This window comes from Streptomyces sp. NPDC044704, assembly GCF_056433525.1.
The window spans coordinates 102,227-118,516 of sequence record NZ_JBWKGY010000004.1 but is presented as its reverse complement, the minus strand read 5'-3'; the positions used below and the strand labels follow the sequence as shown (position 1 = coordinate 118,516).

15 protein-coding genes and 1 pseudogene are annotated in these 16,290 nt (G+C 71.3%); 4 read left to right on the top strand and 12 right to left on the bottom strand.

The genetic code is table 11. From position 1 onward, the window contains the following. Positions 1–546 precede the first annotated feature (546 nt). From AC07B0_RS11265 to AC07B0_RS11235, 7 genes are all read right to left on the bottom strand, one after another. Positions 547–2,049 carry an endonuclease/exonuclease/phosphatase family protein gene (locus AC07B0_RS11265; RefSeq protein WP_478897706.1) on the bottom strand — a complete coding sequence of 501 codons (1,503 nt, stop codon included), beginning with the start codon at positions 2,047–2,049 and terminating at the stop codon, positions 547–549. 64 nt (positions 2,050–2,113) lie between these two features. Then, positions 2,114–3,268, bottom strand: coding sequence for a transglycosylase family protein (locus AC07B0_RS11260; RefSeq protein ID WP_478897705.1), 1,155 nt, complete (start codon positions 3,266–3,268; stop codon positions 2,114–2,116). Between the two features lie 119 nt (positions 3,269–3,387). After that, positions 3,388–4,707 carry an FG-GAP repeat domain-containing protein gene (locus AC07B0_RS11255; protein WP_478897703.1) on the bottom strand — a complete coding sequence of 440 codons (1,320 nt, stop codon included), beginning with the start codon at positions 4,705–4,707 and terminating at the stop codon, positions 3,388–3,390. 211 nt (positions 4,708–4,918) lie between these two features. Beyond that, complete coding sequence (locus AC07B0_RS11250) at positions 4,919–5,191, bottom strand: hypothetical protein (RefSeq protein WP_356873872.1); 273 nt, start codon at positions 5,189–5,191, stop codon at positions 4,919–4,921. Between the two features lie 34 nt (positions 5,192–5,225). Then, complete coding sequence (locus AC07B0_RS11245; RefSeq protein WP_469378329.1) at positions 5,226–5,405, bottom strand: hypothetical protein; 180 nt, start codon at positions 5,403–5,405, stop codon at positions 5,226–5,228. Between the two features lie 373 nt (positions 5,406–5,778). Continuing rightward, entirely contained in the window at positions 5,779–6,453 is a 675-nt protein-coding gene (locus AC07B0_RS11240) for a Fic family protein (protein ID WP_478897701.1), read from the bottom strand. After that, a complete protein-coding gene (locus tag AC07B0_RS11235) occupies positions 6,443–7,024 on the bottom strand; it encodes a hypothetical protein (RefSeq protein ID WP_478897699.1) in 582 nt (193 codons plus the stop codon). Before AC07B0_RS11235 ends, AC07B0_RS11240 begins: the two co-directional genes overlap by 11 nt. 229 nt (positions 7,025–7,253) lie before the next feature. Between AC07B0_RS11235 and AC07B0_RS11230 the strand changes: the two genes are divergently transcribed. After that, positions 7,254–8,423, top strand: a complete 1,170-nt coding sequence (locus AC07B0_RS11230; RefSeq protein WP_478897697.1) for a zinc-ribbon domain-containing protein — start codon at positions 7,254–7,256, stop codon at positions 8,421–8,423. Positions 8,424–8,440: 17 nt separating this feature from the next. Here AC07B0_RS11230 and AC07B0_RS11225 read toward each other — a convergent pair whose 3' ends face one another. Genes AC07B0_RS11225 through AC07B0_RS11215 form a run of 3 tightly spaced genes read right to left on the bottom strand, consistent with a single transcriptional unit; the run spans position 8,441 to position 10,693 of the window. Beyond that, positions 8,441–9,739 (bottom strand): MFS transporter, encoded by a 1,299-nt coding sequence (locus AC07B0_RS11225; protein ID WP_478897696.1) that lies wholly within the window; start codon positions 9,737–9,739, stop codon positions 8,441–8,443. Next, positions 9,736–10,275 carry an ArsR/SmtB family transcription factor gene (locus tag AC07B0_RS11220; RefSeq protein ID WP_469378341.1) on the bottom strand — a complete coding sequence of 180 codons (540 nt, stop codon included), beginning with the start codon at positions 10,273–10,275 and terminating at the stop codon, positions 9,736–9,738. Before AC07B0_RS11220 ends, AC07B0_RS11225 begins: the two co-directional genes overlap by 4 nt. Before the next feature lie 49 nt (positions 10,276–10,324). Continuing rightward, positions 10,325–10,693 (bottom strand): hypothetical protein, encoded by a 369-nt coding sequence (locus AC07B0_RS11215; RefSeq protein WP_478897693.1) that lies wholly within the window; start codon positions 10,691–10,693, stop codon positions 10,325–10,327. Between the two features lie 156 nt (positions 10,694–10,849). Here AC07B0_RS11215 and AC07B0_RS11210 point away from each other — a divergent pair, with 156 nt between their 5' ends. After that, on the top strand, positions 10,850–11,683 hold the full coding sequence (locus tag AC07B0_RS11210) for a hypothetical protein (protein WP_469378345.1): 834 nt from the start codon (positions 10,850–10,852) through the stop codon (positions 11,681–11,683). Positions 11,684–11,873: 190 nt separating this feature from the next. Here AC07B0_RS11210 and AC07B0_RS11205 read toward each other — a convergent pair whose 3' ends face one another. Next, positions 11,874–12,353, bottom strand: a complete 480-nt coding sequence (locus AC07B0_RS11205; protein ID WP_469378347.1) for a ricin-type beta-trefoil lectin domain protein — start codon at positions 12,351–12,353, stop codon at positions 11,874–11,876. Between the two features lie 312 nt (positions 12,354–12,665). After that, a pseudogene (locus AC07B0_RS11200) lies at positions 12,666–13,702 on the bottom strand (sigma-70 family RNA polymerase sigma factor). A 218-nt stretch (positions 13,703–13,920) separates the two neighbouring features. On the opposite strand from AC07B0_RS11200, the gene AC07B0_RS11195 reads away from it, so the two are divergent. Both AC07B0_RS11195 and AC07B0_RS11190 read left to right on the top strand, forming a co-directional pair. Continuing rightward, positions 13,921–14,649: an SDR family oxidoreductase gene (locus AC07B0_RS11195; RefSeq protein ID WP_469378349.1), complete on the top strand. Its 729-nt coding sequence runs from the start codon at positions 13,921–13,923 to the stop codon at positions 14,647–14,649. A 1,211-nt stretch (positions 14,650–15,860) separates the two neighbouring features. Continuing rightward, entirely contained in the window at positions 15,861–16,211 is a 351-nt protein-coding gene (locus AC07B0_RS11190) for a MerR family transcriptional regulator (RefSeq protein WP_469378351.1), read from the top strand. The last annotated feature ends 79 nt before the right edge of the window (positions 16,212–16,290 follow it).

The window sequence follows — 16,290 nt, the reverse complement described above, 5'->3', positions numbered from 1 at the left end:
TTCAGCCAGGCGCCCTCGTGCCGCTCCCAGCCGATGTCGTACGCGAGCTCGCCGCCGAAGAGGAGCCGCTCGGACTCAGACACCCCCGCGGTGCCGGATCCGGAAGAGTTCTTCTCGCTCACGCCCCCCACCTCGTATCCGGTCGTGACCCACGACGCCCGACCCGCGTGTCAACACGACGCCGCTCACGAGGCGGAAAACAGGGGGAGAATGGCTGATGTTCGAATGTTGCAGGGGTTACGCGGCGGGCGGGTGCAGGATTCACGGCATCCTCCGGACGGGCGCAAGGTGGGTACTGGTGCTCTAAGAACGGCGCCAGAACGCAGCCGTCACGGCCGATTCGGGGGCAATCGGGGAACGTATGTTCCTTCTTGGGTCGGTGGCCATGGCGGGTCTGGGGTGGCCGTGCTGAAACTCGCTCGAACAGGGCCGCTCACCCGTGCGGGGGATTGTCGGCCGCGCGCGGGCAAAGGCCCGGTGACGCCGCCGGCCCCGCGGATCCGTTGGGGATCCGCGGGGCCGACGTCCTCGTCCGGCCCGGCCGGGTCAGACGAGCAGTTCGCCGTCCGGGTAGCCGTTGCCGATCTGGGTGCGCGGGGCGTAGGAGCCGGCGCCGTCGCCCCGGTACAGCCACAGGACACCGGCGGTGTCGCGGGCGATCAGGTCGGCCTTGCCGTCGCCCGAGAAGTCGCCGGGCGCGACCAGCTGGTCGTACGTCTGCCAGCCGGCGCCGATCGGGGTGCGGGCGGCGTACGAGCCGTTGCCGTTGCCCTTGTGCAGCCAGAGGGCCCCCGCCGTGTCGCGGGTGATCAGGTCGGCCTTGCCGTCGCCCGAGAAGTCGCCGGGCGCGATCAGCTCGTCGTACGCCTGCCAGCCGGTGCCGGCCTGTGTGCGGGTTCCGCCGGAGTACGTACCCGTGACCGGGTCGGCGGGGTAGCGCCACAGGGCGCCGGCCGTGTCGACGGCGAGGAGGGCGGAGCCGTCGCGGACGACGTGCGTCATCCCGCTCCAGCCGGTGCCGATCTTGCAGGCCCCGGCGACGCCGCCGTCCGGGCGGCCGGCGTAGGCGAACAGGGCGCCCTTGGCGTCGCGGCGCAGGACGGAGCCCGCGCCCCCGGCGGCGGGCCCGCAGTCCGACCAGTACGCGGCCGCCCGCAGCGGCTTGTGGTCGGAGACCAGGCCGTCCAGGGGCAGCACGTCCGCCTTGGCGTTCTTGAAGTGGCGGCTGGACAGGAACACGTAGTCGATCTTCGTGGTGTTGAAGGTCGGCTCGCCGCTGCGGCAGCGGGTGCGGCCGTCTCCGCAGGGGTCGGAGGCGAAGTGGTCGCGGTCCGTCTCGTCGGCCTCGCTGAAGGTGCCCCAACCGCCGTCGCCGACGCCCGGACCGTAGAAGTACGAGGCCGCCTTGGAACGGGGAGCGGCGTTGAAGTCGCCGCCGAGGACCACCGGGACGCCGGCGTCCTGCCACTGCTTGGCCTGCGCGGCGAGCTTGACGGCCTCCTGCTCGCGCAGTCCGGCGTCGCTCCAGTAAAGGTGGACGGAGCAGGCCCAGTTGGCGCGGCTCTGGGTGTACGTCTTCACGCACGGGACGGTGATGGGTTCGCTCTCCCCGCCCACGGTCAGGTCGAGGACCTTCGTCTCGGACAGCGGGCCCTTGACGAGGACCGCGTTCCCGTAGTCGGCGCCGCCGCACACCGCGGGGTTGCCACCGGACAGGGCGGTCGCGAAGAAGCCCTGGAAACCGGCCGACTGCAGACGCGTACGGATCGCGTCGAACTGGGGCCGGCACACCTCCTGGAGGTGCAGCTGGTCGGCGTTCCAGCTGGAACCGGTCGCCTCGGCCACGACCGAGTCGATGCGGCGCTCGTTGTCGTAGCCCTTGGATTCGGAACAGTTGTTGCCGCATATGTTGTAGCTGAGGAACCGCACGGGCGGGGCGTCCGCCCCGGCCACGCTGTCGGCCTGCGCGGCCGGGGCGAGGGCCAGGGCGCTGAGGACGCCGCCGAGTAGGGCGGCAGCGGCCGTGCCGAGGGTTTTGCGGACGATCACGAGGTGCTCCTGAACTGGGTGAGAGGGGCTGAAGGTTGCGGTACGGGGCGAACGGGAGAGGTGCTCACCAGGCCGTTCCGATCTGGACGCGGGCCGAACCGCCCGCGAAGGCGGGGCCGGAGTAGCGGAAGAGCTTGCCGGTGGCGGTCTCGGAGGCCAGCAGGTCCGGGACGCCGTCGCCGGTGACGTCGCCGATGCCGGTGATGTTGGTCATCGAGTCCCAGTTGGTGCCGATCTGCACCTTGGTGCCGCCGTTGTAGTTCGGCCCGGAGTAGCGGTAGAGGTTGCCGTTGTCGGCGTCGACGGCGAGGACGTCGGTCACCCCGTCGCCGGTGAGGTCGCCGGCGGCGACGATGTCGCGCATGCCGTTCCAGCCGTTGCCGATCTTCACGCGGCTTCCGCCGGTGTAGGAGGGGCCGGAGTAGCGGTACAGGTCGCCGGTGGTCTTCTCGACCGCGATCAGGTCGGGCTTCCCGTCGCCCGTCAGGTCGCCGACGCCGGTCATGTTGGTCATCGCGTCCCAGTTGGTGCCGACCTGGACTTTGCCGCCGCCCTTGAAGTCGGGGCCGGAGTAGCGGTAGAGGTTGCCGTTGTCGGCGTCGACGGCGAGGACGTCGGTCACCCCGTCGCCCGTGAGGTCGCCGACACCGACGATGCCGCTCATCGCGTTCCAGCCGTAGCCGACCTTGACCCGCGAACCGCCGCCGTACGACGGGCCGGAGTAGCGGTACAGGTCACCGGACGTGACCTCGACGGCGATCATGTCGGTCACGCCGTCGCCCGTGAGGTCGCCGACCGGCGTCAGGTGGGTCATCTTCGACTGCGGGGCGGGCGGTTCGGCCGGGTACGGGTCGGCGGGATCGGCGCCCAGACCCGCCGCCGGGCCGCAGGTCGGCCAGGCGCCCTGGCCCTGCGTGGCCAGGACCTTCTCGGCGATCCGTATCTGCTGTTCCTTGGTCGCCTGGTGCGGGTACTGCGCGTACTGCCGTCCGCCGAAGGCGTCCCAGGTCGACTTCAGGAACTGCAGGCCGCCGTAGTAGCTGTGACCCGCCTTGTAGTAGCTCCAGTTGCCACTGGACTCGCACTGGGCGACCTTGTCCCAGGTGGTGACGGACGCGGCGCCGGCCGACGGCGCGGCCGGGGCCAGCAGGGTCAGGGCGGCGAGCGGGGCGGCGACGAGGGCCGCCCGGGAGAGCGTGGTGCGCGGACGCGAAGGCATGCCGGTTCCTCGGTGAGGTGGTGAGCGGGTGAGTCGGTGAGAGGGAAGGGAGATCGGTGAAGCGGTGAGGGGGAGGCCGGTCCCGCGGCCGGAACCGGTCGCCTTGTCCGGCTGGCCGGCTACCAGTTGGTGCCGATCTCGACGGCGCTGCCGCCGTTGAAGGACGGTCCGGAGTAGCGGTACAGCTTCTGCGTCGCCGCCTTCACGGCGAGCAGGTCCGGGACGCCGTCTCCCGTCAGGTCGCCGACACCGGTGATGTTGGTCATCGAGTCCCAGTTGGTGCCGATCTGCACCTTGGTGGCGCCGTTGTAGTTCGGCCCGGAGTAGCGGTACAGGTTCCCGGTCTCGGTCTCCACGGCGATGATCTCGGCCACGCCGTCACCGGTCAGGTCGCCGACGCCCACGATCGTGGAGTAGATGTTCCAGCCGTTGCCGATCTTCACCCGGCTTCCGCCGGCGTAGGAGGGGCCGGAGTAGCGGTACAGGTCGCCGGTGCTCTTCTCGACCGCGATCAGGTCGGGATGGCCGTCTCCCGTCAGGTCGCCGACACCGGTGATGTTGGTCATCGAGTCCCAGTTGGTGCCGATCTGCACCTTGGTGCCGCCGTTGTAGTTCGGCCCGGAGTAGCGGTACAGGTTCCCGTTGGTCGCGTCGACGGCGAGGATGTCCGCCACGCCGTCGCCGGTCAGGTCCCCGGCGCCGACGATGTCGCTGATCGAGCCCCAGCCGTACCCGATCTTCACCCGGCCCGAGCCGCCGGTGTAGGACGGGCCCGAGTACCGGTAGAGGTCGCCGCTCGCGGTCTCGACGGCCACGATGTCGTTCACCCCGTCACCGGTGAGGTCGCCGACCGCGGTGACGTTCGTCATCCCCTTGTCGGGCACGGTCACCGGGCTGTCGGCGACCTTGTTGTACCGGTAGGGCAGGAACCCCTTCGACGTGATGTAGCTGCGGGTGTAGGTGCTGCGCCGGGCGTCCGTGCCCGGGCGGGCGTGTTCGATGATGTTGGCGACCGTGTGGCTGGAGTCGGTCCAGCCGGCGAACAGCACCACGTGCGTGTTGATGTCGTTCAGCGCGTCGCCCGGCTGGAGGTCGTCGAGGCTGCCGAGCTTCGTGGAGTAGTTCGGCAGGGTCCAGGTGGTCGCGCTGGCCGGCAGGTGCCAGGCCATGGACACGAGTCCGGAGCAGTCCGTGCGGTACAGCCGGCCCTGCGGGTCGCGGTACGAGGCCCGCTGGCTGTACGGAACGCTCTGGTCGACCCAGTACTGCGCCCGGTCGATCATCTCGGCGCGGGCGATGGAGCCGCCGACGGAGGAGGTGGCCGTGGTCGTCGCGGCGGCCGCTGCGACGGGCGCCGGAGCGGCCTGGCTCGGGGCCGTGACGCCGAGGACGACGGCGGCGAGGGCGGCGACGGTGGCGGAGCGGACTGAAGTGCGCATGCTGAAGTTCCCCGTGTGGGTGAGTGGGTGAGGGGGTGTGGGCGAAATGGGCGGCAGGCGGACCGGGCGGGGCCGTGACGGGCCCCCGGTGGCGCCTGAGGAGGCCGGGTGCCCGGTGCGGAGGCAGGCCGCCGAGCGCGCGGGAGGGCGCGGCGGGGCGGCGCCGGAGCGCGCGGGGCGGGATGAGGGGCGGCCGCGGGGGCCGTGGTCGCTACGCGGGCAGCGAGGCGGTGAAACCGTGGGCGGCGATGGGCTCACGGGCCCGCAGCATCAGGCCCCGCGCACGGTGGAGGGCTGCCTCGTCGGAGGGGGCCGTGAGGAAGAGGACGGCCTCCATCCCGTACGGGGCGGGCCGGATGACGATGTGCTGGATCCCGTCGCCCGGCGCGGAGTGCGCCCAGAGGAGGTCGTGGATCAGGTGGGTGCCCGGGACGGTCGTCGCGGTGTCGGGTGCGCCCCTCAGGAGGGCGTGGACGATGCGCATGGTGCGTACGGATCGGGTGGCGCGGCCGGCGGGGTCAGTCCCAGCCGATGATGTCGGCCGGCTGCGCGTCCCACCCGATGACCGGGGCCGGGCCCTGGGCGATGGCCGTGCCGCCGGGGTGTACGTCCCACCCGATGCCGGATTCGGCGGCGAGGGAGCCCACGGCGAGGGCGAGAGCGGCGGCGACGACGAGGCGACGGATGGGCGTGGACATGACATGTTCCTTCCGGTGGGGCACCGCGGGGTGCCGGGGTGGGTGGGCCGTACCGCCGAGCGGGCCGGTGCCGGCTGCCTATCGGCGCCGCGTCCCTCTCGGTGGTCACCATCCTGTGCCACCCCAGGCGCGGACTGAAGGGTTCGGCCCCGTCACGAAGGTGCCTGACACCAAGGTGACACCGGCCGCACCAACACCATTCCCGGGTGCGGACGTTGCCCGGGTCAGGCGGGCCCGGCCCCGGAACCCTGAACGCGCGTCACCGCACCGCGCCGGAAGGAACGGCGGTAGGCGGCGGGCGTGGTGTGCACGGCGGGCCTCAAGGCGGCCCGCCGCGGCCGGATCTGACCAGCCGGACCCCCCCGCCGCCCGGTCACGTCGTGGCGCAGGCCGGCAGTCCGCGGCCGCCGGACGAGTCCCTCCGGCCGGTCGCCCGGCGATGGGCCGAGCGGATGAGGACGGATACCAGGGCAGCCAGGTCTGCCGCGCCGGCGGCGTCGTCCGCGTAACGCGTGGTCTGCAAAGGGCCCACCTGATCCAGCCGGACCCCCTCCAGCTCCAGGACGTAGGCGAGGACGAGCATGGCCAGGCGGGCGTTGCCGTCCGGGAAGGGGTGGAAGAAGGCCACGTCCAGGTAGGCCCTGGCCGCCCGGGAGGCCAGGGGGACTCGCGGGTCGGCGCTCTCGCGCAGACAGTGCTCGAAGTCCCGCCGGGTGTGCGGTGTGAGGGCGTAGCGTTCCCGGCCACCCTTGGCGAAGGCATCGCCCCGCCGGAACGCAACCTCAGGCACGCCGAGGACGAGCCGCTGCCATTCAGCCAGGAGCGCGCAGGTGAGGGGGCGCTCACGAGAAGCGTCCGCACGCGACTGAGCCAGTGCCGCGAGCAGTCGGTCGCCTCGCGCCGGATCCGAGTACCGGCCTCCCGCATCGCACCAGACGCCGAAGCCGTCCACGGCCGCCTCGACCGGGGCCGGTGTCTCACCGACCGCGGAAGCCCAGTCGATCCGCTTCCTGATCTGGCACCAGGCGGCCAAGGCGTCAGCGGTCACGGTACGGCTGCTCCCCGGTCAGGCCTACGGCAAGGTCTTCTCCCACGGCGCCGACCAAGGTCCGCGACGGCGTGGTCCAGCTCTTGAACCGTCCGCCGACCGCGGCGTCGACCGCTTCCTTCGCGCTCTCCGGCCCCATGCCCGTGGACGTGAGGAACCACGTCAGCACCGTGCGGCAGAGCCCGTACCAGCCGCATTCGGCACCCGTGCGGTCCACGACCACCGTCACGAGTCGGGTAGCGGCCCGTTCCAGGTGCCAGCTGCGCTCCTCGGCATCCGCCCCGGCGGGCGGCGCCAACTGCGCGAACCGCTCGGCCAGCTCCTCCAGCCAGTCGCGCCACTCCAGCAGCGAGGCGACCACCTTGGCGGCCGTCGCCGCGGACTCGCCCACGGAGTGGGAGGTGCAGCACCAGCTGGTGACGACGCCACCGCCACCGCCCTCGCCGACCGCCCAGTCCCATCCGCAGGCCCATCGGCCGTATCGCGCCGCCAGGAACGCCGTGACCTCGGTGGTGAAGCGATGTCCGTCCTCCCACCCGGCACCGGCGGCAGGAACCTTCGAGGCGATCACCGCGGCGACGTGCGAGCCCTCCTCGTCGTCCCAGTCGAAGGCGATCAGGTCGGGATCGACGGCGGACCACGGCAGCCAGGCCGGAGCGAGCTCGTAGTTGACGGCCGTGACGTTCCTCCAGAATCAGGCAGGGGCAGGACAACTGGGCGATCGTGCCAAAGGCTCACGGCTTTGTCACATGAGTTTGCGCCGACGCCACTCCCGGGGTCGGCGAAGGAAAGGGGCAGGCATGGCAGGCCGAGTGAAGGTGTCGTTGGCCGAGGCGTATCCGGAGGTCGCCGCGACGTGGCACCCGACCCGCAACCGGCCCGTGACTCCCGATCAGATCGGGACGGGCGGCGGCATGATGTGGTGGTCGTGCCCGGCGGGGCACGAATGGGAAGAGACCGTGGTCAGCCGCAGGTCCCTGCCCAAGTGGAAGGCAGGGGACATCGCCGCCTGCCGGGAGTGCTCCGGCACGGCTCCCTTCGTGCGGACGTTTCCGGGGTGCGGGTGCACGAAGAAGGTGCGCCCCGGGACCAGGGAAGCCGAGCACGGCCGGTGCCATGCCTGCCGGACCCGGGACTTCGAGACGAACGCACCGCGCGTCAAGGAGGAACTGTCGAAGGCGGCGAAGGCGGCGGCAGGGCGTGCGGGCCGGCTGCTGGACACGGTGGCGATACCGGATGACGTGCCGGCCCCCTTGCTACTGGAGTGGCGCTGGTGGGCGTCCAAACACCTCCAGGGCGCCATCGCCGCCGAACAGGTTCTGGAGCGGACGGGAAAGGTCGAGGCGGCACTGGCCCGCGCCGCTCACATGGCGCCGCGGTTGACACCGACTCCGGGCGACATCGCTGCCGCGGCGGCCCGCGACGGGGTTCTGCGCCTTCTCGAAGCCGCCCACTGGGCCGAGGGCTGGGGCCATGCCCTGTCGGGCGAGGACGCCCGCCCCGTGGACCCCGGCTTCCTGGCGGACATCGCCGCCGAGCTCTCCGCGTGGTTGTCCGACTGGGCCGAGGGCGTACGGGAAGACCGGACGGCCGGGCGCCCGGTACCGAGCGGCACGGCCGGGGTCACCCGTGCGCTGACGGGCGTGATCCAGGAATTCCTGCGGGCCGCGGTCGAACCGCACGGCCGGGTGTACCGGGAACTGAGACTGCCCGTCCTCCCGGACGGCGCCGTCCGCTACGGACGCGTGGACGTCGCCGCATGGTCGCCGACCCCCCTCCCCGACTTCGTGGTGGAGCTCGACTCCGCTCCCAACCCGTCGTCCGTGCGGAAGCTGGAGTTCGTCCGGGACGCCGGAGCGGTGCCGCTGTGGGTCCGCTTCGGAGCCGGACCGGTCGAGGACATCACCGGAGTGGGCATCGTGGACGCCCGGGACCTGGTCCGCACCGCCCTGGCATCCGACCTGCCGTGACGCCATCGCGGTCGGCGTCACGACACGTTGGGCGCACTCTCCCGGGCGGGATCCTTGACTGCCGTGTCATCCGGACCCTCGGCCGGGGCGGCGGCGGCACACAGCGCCGCTTCGACCTGGCGGTTGCTAGTCATGGACGCCGTGACGGCCGTCATCGCCAGGAGCAGGCCGGCGGCAGCGTAGAGCGGGGTGCGTACGTCGTACGCGGTGGCCAGCCAGCCGCCCAGGAAGGCGCCGAACGGGGCGGCGCACATGGAGAGCATGCGGGAGGTGGAGGCGACCCGGCCCATGAGGTGGGCCGGGACGATCGCCTGGCGGAGGGAGGGCCCCAGCACCATCGTGGTGCCCATGCCCGCCCCGCAGACGGCGAGCGCGAGCCCGGCCACGTACGGATTCGGGGCGGCGGCGAGCCCCAGGATGGCGAGTCCCTCGACCACGGTCGTGCAGGTCAGCGCGGTGCCGGTGCCGAGCCGCCGGCCGACGAAGGAGGCGATACCCGCGCCGAGCAGACCGCCCGTGGCCTCCGCCGTGAGGAGCAGGCCGTAGCCGAAGGTACCGATGCCGAGACGGTCGTGCGTGAAGAGGGCGAGTACGGTCTCCACGGCGAGGAAGGCGATGTTCCCGATCGCCGGACGGAGCGCGAGCCCGAGCAGCAACCGGTCACGGAACACGTACGCGGCCCCGGCCCGCGCCTGCCGGAGCAGCGACTCCCGAACCTCCGGAACGGGCCGGGGCAGGGCCGGCAGCGACCGGACGAGCAGTGCCGAGATCATGAACGACACCGCGTCGGCGAGCAGCGGCACCGACCGCCCCAGTACGAGCAGCGCACTGCCCGCGGGTGGCCCCGCGAAGCCGGACATGGCGGTCTGGGCGCCGCGCAAGCGGGAGTTGGCGCGCTCCAGGAGCGCGGGGTCGCGGCCGAGCAGATCCGGCAGATAGGCCGTGGCGGCCGTGTCGAAGAAGAGTCCGCCCAGGCCGAGCACGAAGGCGACGGCCGCCAGCAGCGGAATGCTCAGCACGTCGAGCGCGGCCGCTGCCGCCGGTATCGCGAGCAGCACCGCACGCGCCACGTCCGCGACCCACATCGTGCGCCGATGGTCCCAGCGGTCCACCAGCGCACCGCCGAGCACCCCGAAGAGCAGCCACGGCAGCGTTCCGGCAGCGGTGACGACGGCGAGCGCCATCGGATCCCGCGTCAGCGTCAACGCGATCAGCGGCAGCGCGGCGTGCGACACCCCGTCACCGAGCGAGGACACCGTCTGCGCGGTCCACAGCCGTCCGAACCCGGTCGGCAGCTTCCGAACGTCTGAGGTCACTTGGCGTCCCCTTCGGCCTGCTCGCCCGCTGCCGGGTGGAACAGTGCGAAAACGAGTGAGGCGTCCGGCAGCGACGGATCGGACAGTTCCCGGTACTCGTCCGCCAGCGCCTGCAGCCGCGCCCCCAGCTCCGCGAACTGCGCCTCGGTGAGCCGCAGGTGCGCCATCCGTACGTGCCGCTCGCCATCCGGGGGCGCCGCCTCCAGGTCCGCCACCGCATGCCGCATCAGCACATCGGGGCCACCCTCGCCCGGATCCGGCAGCACGATCGACCGCGCGGCCATCGCGTAGTACCGCTCGGTGACACCCCGCACCTTCCGCGTCCGTACCACCTTCACCAGGCCGGCCCGCTCCAGCAGTCGTACGTGATAGCTGGAACTGCCCTTCGCGAGCCCCACCCGCTCGGCGATCTGCGTGATCGTCGCGGGCTCGAAGCGGAGCACGGCCATGATCCGGTGGCGCGTGAGGTTGGAGACGGCGCGCAGCTGCTCGTCAGTGGTGACGTGAAACGTCTCGGGAAGATCATCCGTAGGCATGCGAGCAATGGTCAACGACTCTTGACCATTGGGCAAGGGAATTGCGGGGTTACGGGTTCCGTACGGGCACCGTGACCCCGTGGGCCGCGTACGCCTCGATGTGGGAGAGGTACTGCTCGGCGGTCAGGGTGTCGCGCTTCCAGATCGCCTGCGCGGTGTGTGTCGTGCGGGAGATGGCTGAGCGAAGCCCTCCGGGGCGTCCGGCGCGCAACTCCCCGGCACGCGGGGCGAACGCGTCACGCACCTGCTTGTTCAGCGCGCTGAACTGAGACGCGGAGAGCGCCGGCACGGTGGTGTGCCAGCAGGCGTCCGACGCCGCCGCCACGGCAGCGGCGTACCGGATCTCGTCCAGCACCGCCGCCGTCAGCCGTGACGCCTGGGTGACGAAGACCGCCACCTCGGGAGGAACAGTGGACATACGGGGCTTCCTCAAGGGGAGTTGAGCAGGCGGCCGCCCGGCCGCCCGGCCGGCCGCCGGCCACCACGCTACCCGGCGGCCCCGTCCGAGCCGGACTGTCGAACCTGCACACCCGAGGGCTCCCGAGCGCCGGCCTCCGCCCCTACCATCACGCACATGTCGATCACTTCTCCCACACCCGTTCTCCACGCCGACAAGGAAACCGTCGTGTTCGTCGAGAACGATGCGCTGCTCGTGCGCCGTCCGCACGAGCAGACGCACATCCCGCTGAAGGCCATCAGTCGTGTACGCGCCGAGGGGCAGTCCGTCACGATCGAGCTGACAGCCGCGCCGACCACGGACAAGACGCACGTCCACCGGGTCTGGGACGTGGCCGACACCGCCGCAGCCGTCGCCTTCGCCGACGCCGTGAACGCGGCTCTGCCAGAGCGCACCGAGGAGACGGAGACGATCGACGGCGCGGACCTCGTCTCGGGCGAGCGCCTGTACCAGCCGAGCTACCGGAACTGGCTTCGGGCGATGAAGCGCGGCGCGCTCGTCGCGACCCTGGTGGCCATCGGCTCATGCGTGCTCGTGGGCTTCACGCCAAGCCCTGCCGCCATGGTCCTGATCATCCCGTTGAGCTTCTTCGGGATACTGATCCTCATGCTCGGCGCGTTCCTCGCCTACGCACCGGTCGAGGAACAGTACTTGCGAAAGCACGGAGTCCGGACGGCCGCCATCCGGCTCCGGGACGAGCCCGGCCGGTACGCCTACACAGACCCGGGCGGTGTGGTCCGCACCGTGCGGCACTCCATCCCAACCTGGAGCATCGAGGCGGCGTACGACCCGCGCGACCCCGGCCGCGTCCTTCCGCTGCAGTCGCGGGGCCGGCGGATCCGGGCCGCCGTTCTGGTTGTTCTCATCCTCGCCATCGGCCTCGTCTTCGCCGGCGGGGCCGTCACGGTGGTGGTCGGCGCCTTCCTCGGCAAGTTCGACAGCCTGACCTGAGTCGCACCACGGTGACGGTGTCATCTGCGGGAACAGGCTGCCGGCCACCGCGCTCACGAGCGCGGTGGCCGGGAGGAGCCGGTGCCCACCTCACCCCTTACCCGAGGGCCGCGCCGCCCGGACGGGTCGCGACACCCGTTGGGCGGTGAACCGTACCGTCTGGGCCCGCTGGGCCGCGGGGGTCAGGGGGTCAGGCGCTGGCGAGGCTGATCTGGTCGTTGAAGACCGCCCAGTTCTGCCCGGGGTCGGCGGAGTCGCAGGCCTTGGTGGAGATGTTCGGGGTTCCCCAGGTGTTGGCGAGGCAGTAGGCCGGAGCGAAGGTGAGGGCGATGTGCTGCCCGGTGACGGTCCAGTACTGGCCCTGGTCCTTGGGGTCGCAGGGCTTGGTGGAGATGTTCGGGGTTCCCCAGGTGTTGGCGAGACAGTAGCCCCGCGCGTAGGTGAGGGAGATCTGCTGGCCCGAGACGGTCCAGTGCTGGCCCCGGTCGGCGGTGTCGCACGGCTTCGTGGAGATGTTCGGGGTGTCCCACGCGTTGGCGAGGCAGTAGATGCCGGGAGCGCGCAGTGCGGGGGCGGCGGTGTTCGCGGCCTCCGCTCCGACAGCCGGCAGGAGGGAAGCCGTCAGGGACAGCGCGGCGATGGCGAGCGTCTTGCGGAGTGCGATTGCCATGGGGGAGTCCGTTCTCGCTGAAGGGTGTGTGATGCGCGCACGACCGCGAAGTGCCTGGTGGACGCGGGTCCGGGCGCAGGGCAATTGGTAGCACCGGACGGTGGTTGGCCAACGGTTTCTGCTCGGCACGTTCATTCGAATGCGCAGAAACGAGTGATGATCGGACACGTGCCGGACCGCGAGGTGTCCGTGGCGCAGCAGAACCGTCCTCCGGCCCCGACGGCCCCGTTCAGACGGTGGAACTTTGGCGGGCACCGGGCCGGCCGGACTTCGGCCCGTCCGGATTCCGTCGCGTGAACCGCTGACCGCTGGTCAACGACCGCTCCCGTTACGGCTGTTCGACGGGCGCGCCGCCAAGTACCCCGGCTCGACACCCGAGTCGGACTGCGCCTCGCGCAGGCGGTCCGGCAGACCGAAGAGCGGGAAGAGGCGGTCGGTGTCACGGTAGGCGGTAATGCCGCTGATCCGGTCGCCGTGGAACTCGACGACCTGGAGCGCCCAGGGCACGTAGCCTCCGCCCGGGTGGGGGCGGTACTGGCCGAAGGCGGGGGAGCCGTTCGCCACGGTCGGGACCAGCCGCGAGCCACGGCAACCGATCGCTGGGCCGGTGAGCCACGCGTGGATATCGGTGAGACCGCGCATCCACTTCGCGTACGGGGGCAGGCACAGCGTGGCGTCGACGTGGAGGAGCATGTTCAGCTCCTCCACGTCGTAGCGGGAGAAGGCCGCGGCGTACCGCTCGGCCAGCACCCGGCGGACGCTGTCGTGGGAAGGCCGGGCGGCCGGCCCGTCCGTCGCGTGGCGGCGGTCGGCCAGCGTGGTGCGGGCCCGCTGCAGGGAACTGTTGGCTGAGGCGACGGTGCAGCCGTGCAGGTCGGCGACTTCGCGTGCCGAGAAACCCAGAACGTCCCGCAGGATCAGCGTCGCCCGCTGGCGCGGCGTCAGTGCTGCAGCGCGGCGACGAACGCCAACCGGACCGACTCGCCCACCGTCGCGGCCGCCTCCGGATCACCGCCGGGGCAGGGCTCCACCCACAGGACGGAATCCTGCGGGGGTGCCGGCGGGGTGCCGCCCCCGCTCGGGCCGGACAGGTCCATCGGCAGAGCCCGCCGCCTGCCCGACGCGAGGGCGTCCAGACACACGTTGGTGGCAATGCGGTACACCCACGTCCGTACTGCCGAACGGCCCTCGAAGCGGTCGATGTTCCGCCACGCCCGCACCAGAGCCTCCTGCACGGCGTCCTCGGCCTCGGCGTACGACCCCAGCATCCGGTAGCAGTACCCGATCAGCTCCCCCCGGTACTCCTCCAACCCCTCCGCCCCCGAGCCGGACGCCCCGCTTTCCCCCATGCCGCACCCCTTCGACGAGACAGTCCCAGGCCGCTGACCTGGCGCTCCACAGTAAGGGCCGGATCCATGGCCGAAGCAGGGGCCTCCTCCCCGCATCAGGCAAGCGCCTGAGCAGTGCCGGACTCCTTGGCCGGAGCCACGACCTGGGCCCCGTACCAACCATCCGCACACAGGTTTTATGGCATATTTCGGACATCCGTCCTGGCGAAAGGCACCTCATGAAGTTCGCGGTCATCGGCGGTACCGGCCTGATCGGGTCGCAGGTCGTCAAGAACCTGAACGCCGCCGGGCACGAGGCGGTACCGCACGCGCAGTCCACCGGAACCGACGTCATCAGCGGCCGGGGACTGGGCGAGGCGGTGGCGGGGGCCGACGTCGTCGTCAACCTGACGAACTCCCCGACCTTCGACGAAGCCTCCCCGGCCTTCTTCCAGACCTCGATGGACAACCTTCTGGCCGCGGCCCAGAAAGGCGGCGTGGGCCACTTCGTCATTCTCTCGATCGTCGGAGTGGACCAGGTGCCGGAGCTGGACTACTACCGGGCCAAAGTGCTCCAAGAGGACATCCTCACGGCGGGGCCGGTGCCCTACTCGATCGTCCGTGCGACGCAGTTCATGGAGTTCATGGACGCCGTCCTGTCCTGGACCGCCGACGGCGACACCGTCCGGCTGCCCGCCACGCCGATCCAGCCGATCGCCTCCAAGGACGTGGCCGACGCGGTGGCGGAAGTCGCCGCGGGCGCCCCGCTGGGCGGCATTCGCAACATCGCCGGGCCCGAGGTCTTCTCCCTGGACGAGCTGGGCCGGATCACCCTCGCCCACCAGGGCGACGGCCGCACCGTCGTCACCGACCCCACCGCCGGCATGTTCGCCGTCGTCAAGGGTGACGTCCTCACCGACGAGGACGCCCACCTCGCCCCCACCCGCTACGCCGACTGGCTCTCCTGAACCGCTCGCGGAACCGCGCCGGCCTGAGCGCCGAGCAGGCCACGGCCGCTCTCGATGTCGGTGAGCACGCGGCACGCAAGCTGACGGCCCGCTTCGGCGGTCCGAGCCGCTACCGCTGAAATGCCGCTGACCACACCCGCGGGTGGCCGGTTTCCGGGGAATCCTGCGGAGTCGGCCTTGTGATCGTTAGGGTCATGCCCAGTCCGCGCCGACATGGGTGCGCGGGTCAGGGCCGGAACCCAGAGCGCTCTGGGGCACGACCGGACCGACCATCGGCCCCCGGCATACCGCATCCTGCGGGATGCCGGGGGCCGCGTCCCCGCCCCGAGGGTCGAGCGTGGCCAATGGATCCCTTCGGAAGCCGAGCCCGAGTTCGCCCTCGGCTGGCCCCTCGCCACCCTCCAAGCCGAGAACGGGCTCCTGGCCTGGCACTCTCCACCCTGCGCTGCCCCGGGCGGACTCTTGCAGTCCACCACGTTCGATTACCTCCTCGCCCACGGCGCAAAAATCTATGCTGGCCGGAGTAGACATTGGGCTGTGGTGTGGCTATGGTTTCTCTCGTAGCCAGAGAGACCGCAAGGCCCGGCAGAGACGAACTGCCAGGCAGCAGTACAGGTAGTTGCAGTTCAGCAGTGCGGTGCGGCGGTGGAGTTCCGGAGCCAGGGTTGTCGAAGGACGGCGACGGGACTGACGGTCGGACCGGGTGGCCCGCAGGTTCAGGGGCTGCCATCAGCAGTACCGCAGTTGACGCAGTGGTGAAGTTGGCAGTACCCAGCAGTGAAGTGAGTGAGTGGTACCTCGGTGAAGGCGTCGGCTGCGGGCGCGCGCACCGGGAAGTTCGGCAGTGGGGTTCCAAGCCAGAGCAGACGCAGGATGGGCGACGGGGCTGGCTGCCGGAGCGTGGCGCTTGGACAGGTCACGAGCAGTGCCAGTGGTTGAGTGAAGGATCCCAGAGGGAAGAACGGAGGAGCCGAGCGCCATCAGGATCGCCCGGGCGGAAATTTTGGGCCCGGGTACCGCAGGACATCGATAGTGAGGTGGTCTCCGGTCAAGCAACCGCGATCCCCGCACCCCGGCCGGCGTATCGGTCGGGCTGGCGGAAACAGAAGGCCGGCGCAGTCTCAGGGCCGGCGGATGGTGTTGTAGTTCCTTCGGGGCCCTGGCGCGATAGGCGCCAGGGCCCCTCGACGCGTTTCCACCAGAGAGGTCTCATGACAGCAGAAACCCCGGCCGGCCCCCTCGGCGGCCACCTGGACGACGAAGACTTCCCCGCCTACACCATGGGCAGGGCCGCCGAAATGCTCGGCACCACCCAGGGCTTCCTCCGCGCCATCGGAGACGCCCGCCTCATCACCCCGCTCCGCTCCGCCGGCGGACACCGCCGCTACTCCCGCTACCAGCTGCGCATCGCCGCCCGCGCCCGCGAACTCGTCGACCAGGGCACCCCCGTCGAGGCCGCCTGCCGCATCATCATCCTCGAAGACCAACTGGAGGAAGCCCAGCGGATCAACGCCGAGTGCCGCCGCGCCGCCGCGGAGGCGGATCCCCGGACCGCGGCCTGAGACGGCACGGACCCGCCACCTCGAACGGACCGTGCGAGTGTGCTGCCCGTACCGCCGCCAGGCGAAGCCGCACCGGTTG

What these genes read in the sequence shown, in the direction of transcription:
- AC07B0_RS11260 (WP_478897705.1), bottom strand. Translation starts at nt 3,268, where the DNA reads ATGCCTTCGCGTCCGCGCACCACGCTCTCCCGGGCGGCCCTCGTCGCC.
- AC07B0_RS11255 (WP_478897703.1), bottom strand. Translation starts at nt 4,707, where the DNA reads ATGCGCACTTCAGTCCGCTCCGCCACCGTCGCCGCCCTCGCCGCCGTC.
- AC07B0_RS11250 (WP_356873872.1), bottom strand. Translation starts at nt 5,191, where the DNA reads ATGCGCATCGTCCACGCCCTCCTGAGGGGCGCACCCGACACCGCGACG.
- AC07B0_RS11245 (WP_469378329.1), bottom strand. Translation starts at nt 5,405, where the DNA reads ATGTCCACGCCCATCCGTCGCCTCGTCGTCGCCGCCGCTCTCGCCCTC.
- AC07B0_RS11230 (WP_478897697.1), top strand. Translation starts at nt 7,254, where the DNA reads ATGGCAGGCCGAGTGAAGGTGTCGTTGGCCGAGGCGTATCCGGAGGTC.
- AC07B0_RS11220 (WP_469378341.1), bottom strand. Translation starts at nt 10,275, where the DNA reads ATGCCTACGGATGATCTTCCCGAGACGTTTCACGTCACCACTGACGAG.
- AC07B0_RS11215 (WP_478897693.1), bottom strand. Translation starts at nt 10,693, where the DNA reads ATGTCCACTGTTCCTCCCGAGGTGGCGGTCTTCGTCACCCAGGCGTCA.
- AC07B0_RS11210 (WP_469378345.1), top strand. Translation starts at nt 10,850, where the DNA reads ATGTCGATCACTTCTCCCACACCCGTTCTCCACGCCGACAAGGAAACC.
- AC07B0_RS11205 (WP_469378347.1), bottom strand. Translation starts at nt 12,353, where the DNA reads ATGGCAATCGCACTCCGCAAGACGCTCGCCATCGCCGCGCTGTCCCTG.
- AC07B0_RS11195 (WP_469378349.1), top strand. Translation starts at nt 13,921, where the DNA reads ATGAAGTTCGCGGTCATCGGCGGTACCGGCCTGATCGGGTCGCAGGTC.
- AC07B0_RS11190 (WP_469378351.1), top strand. Translation starts at nt 15,861, where the DNA reads ATGACAGCAGAAACCCCGGCCGGCCCCCTCGGCGGCCACCTGGACGAC.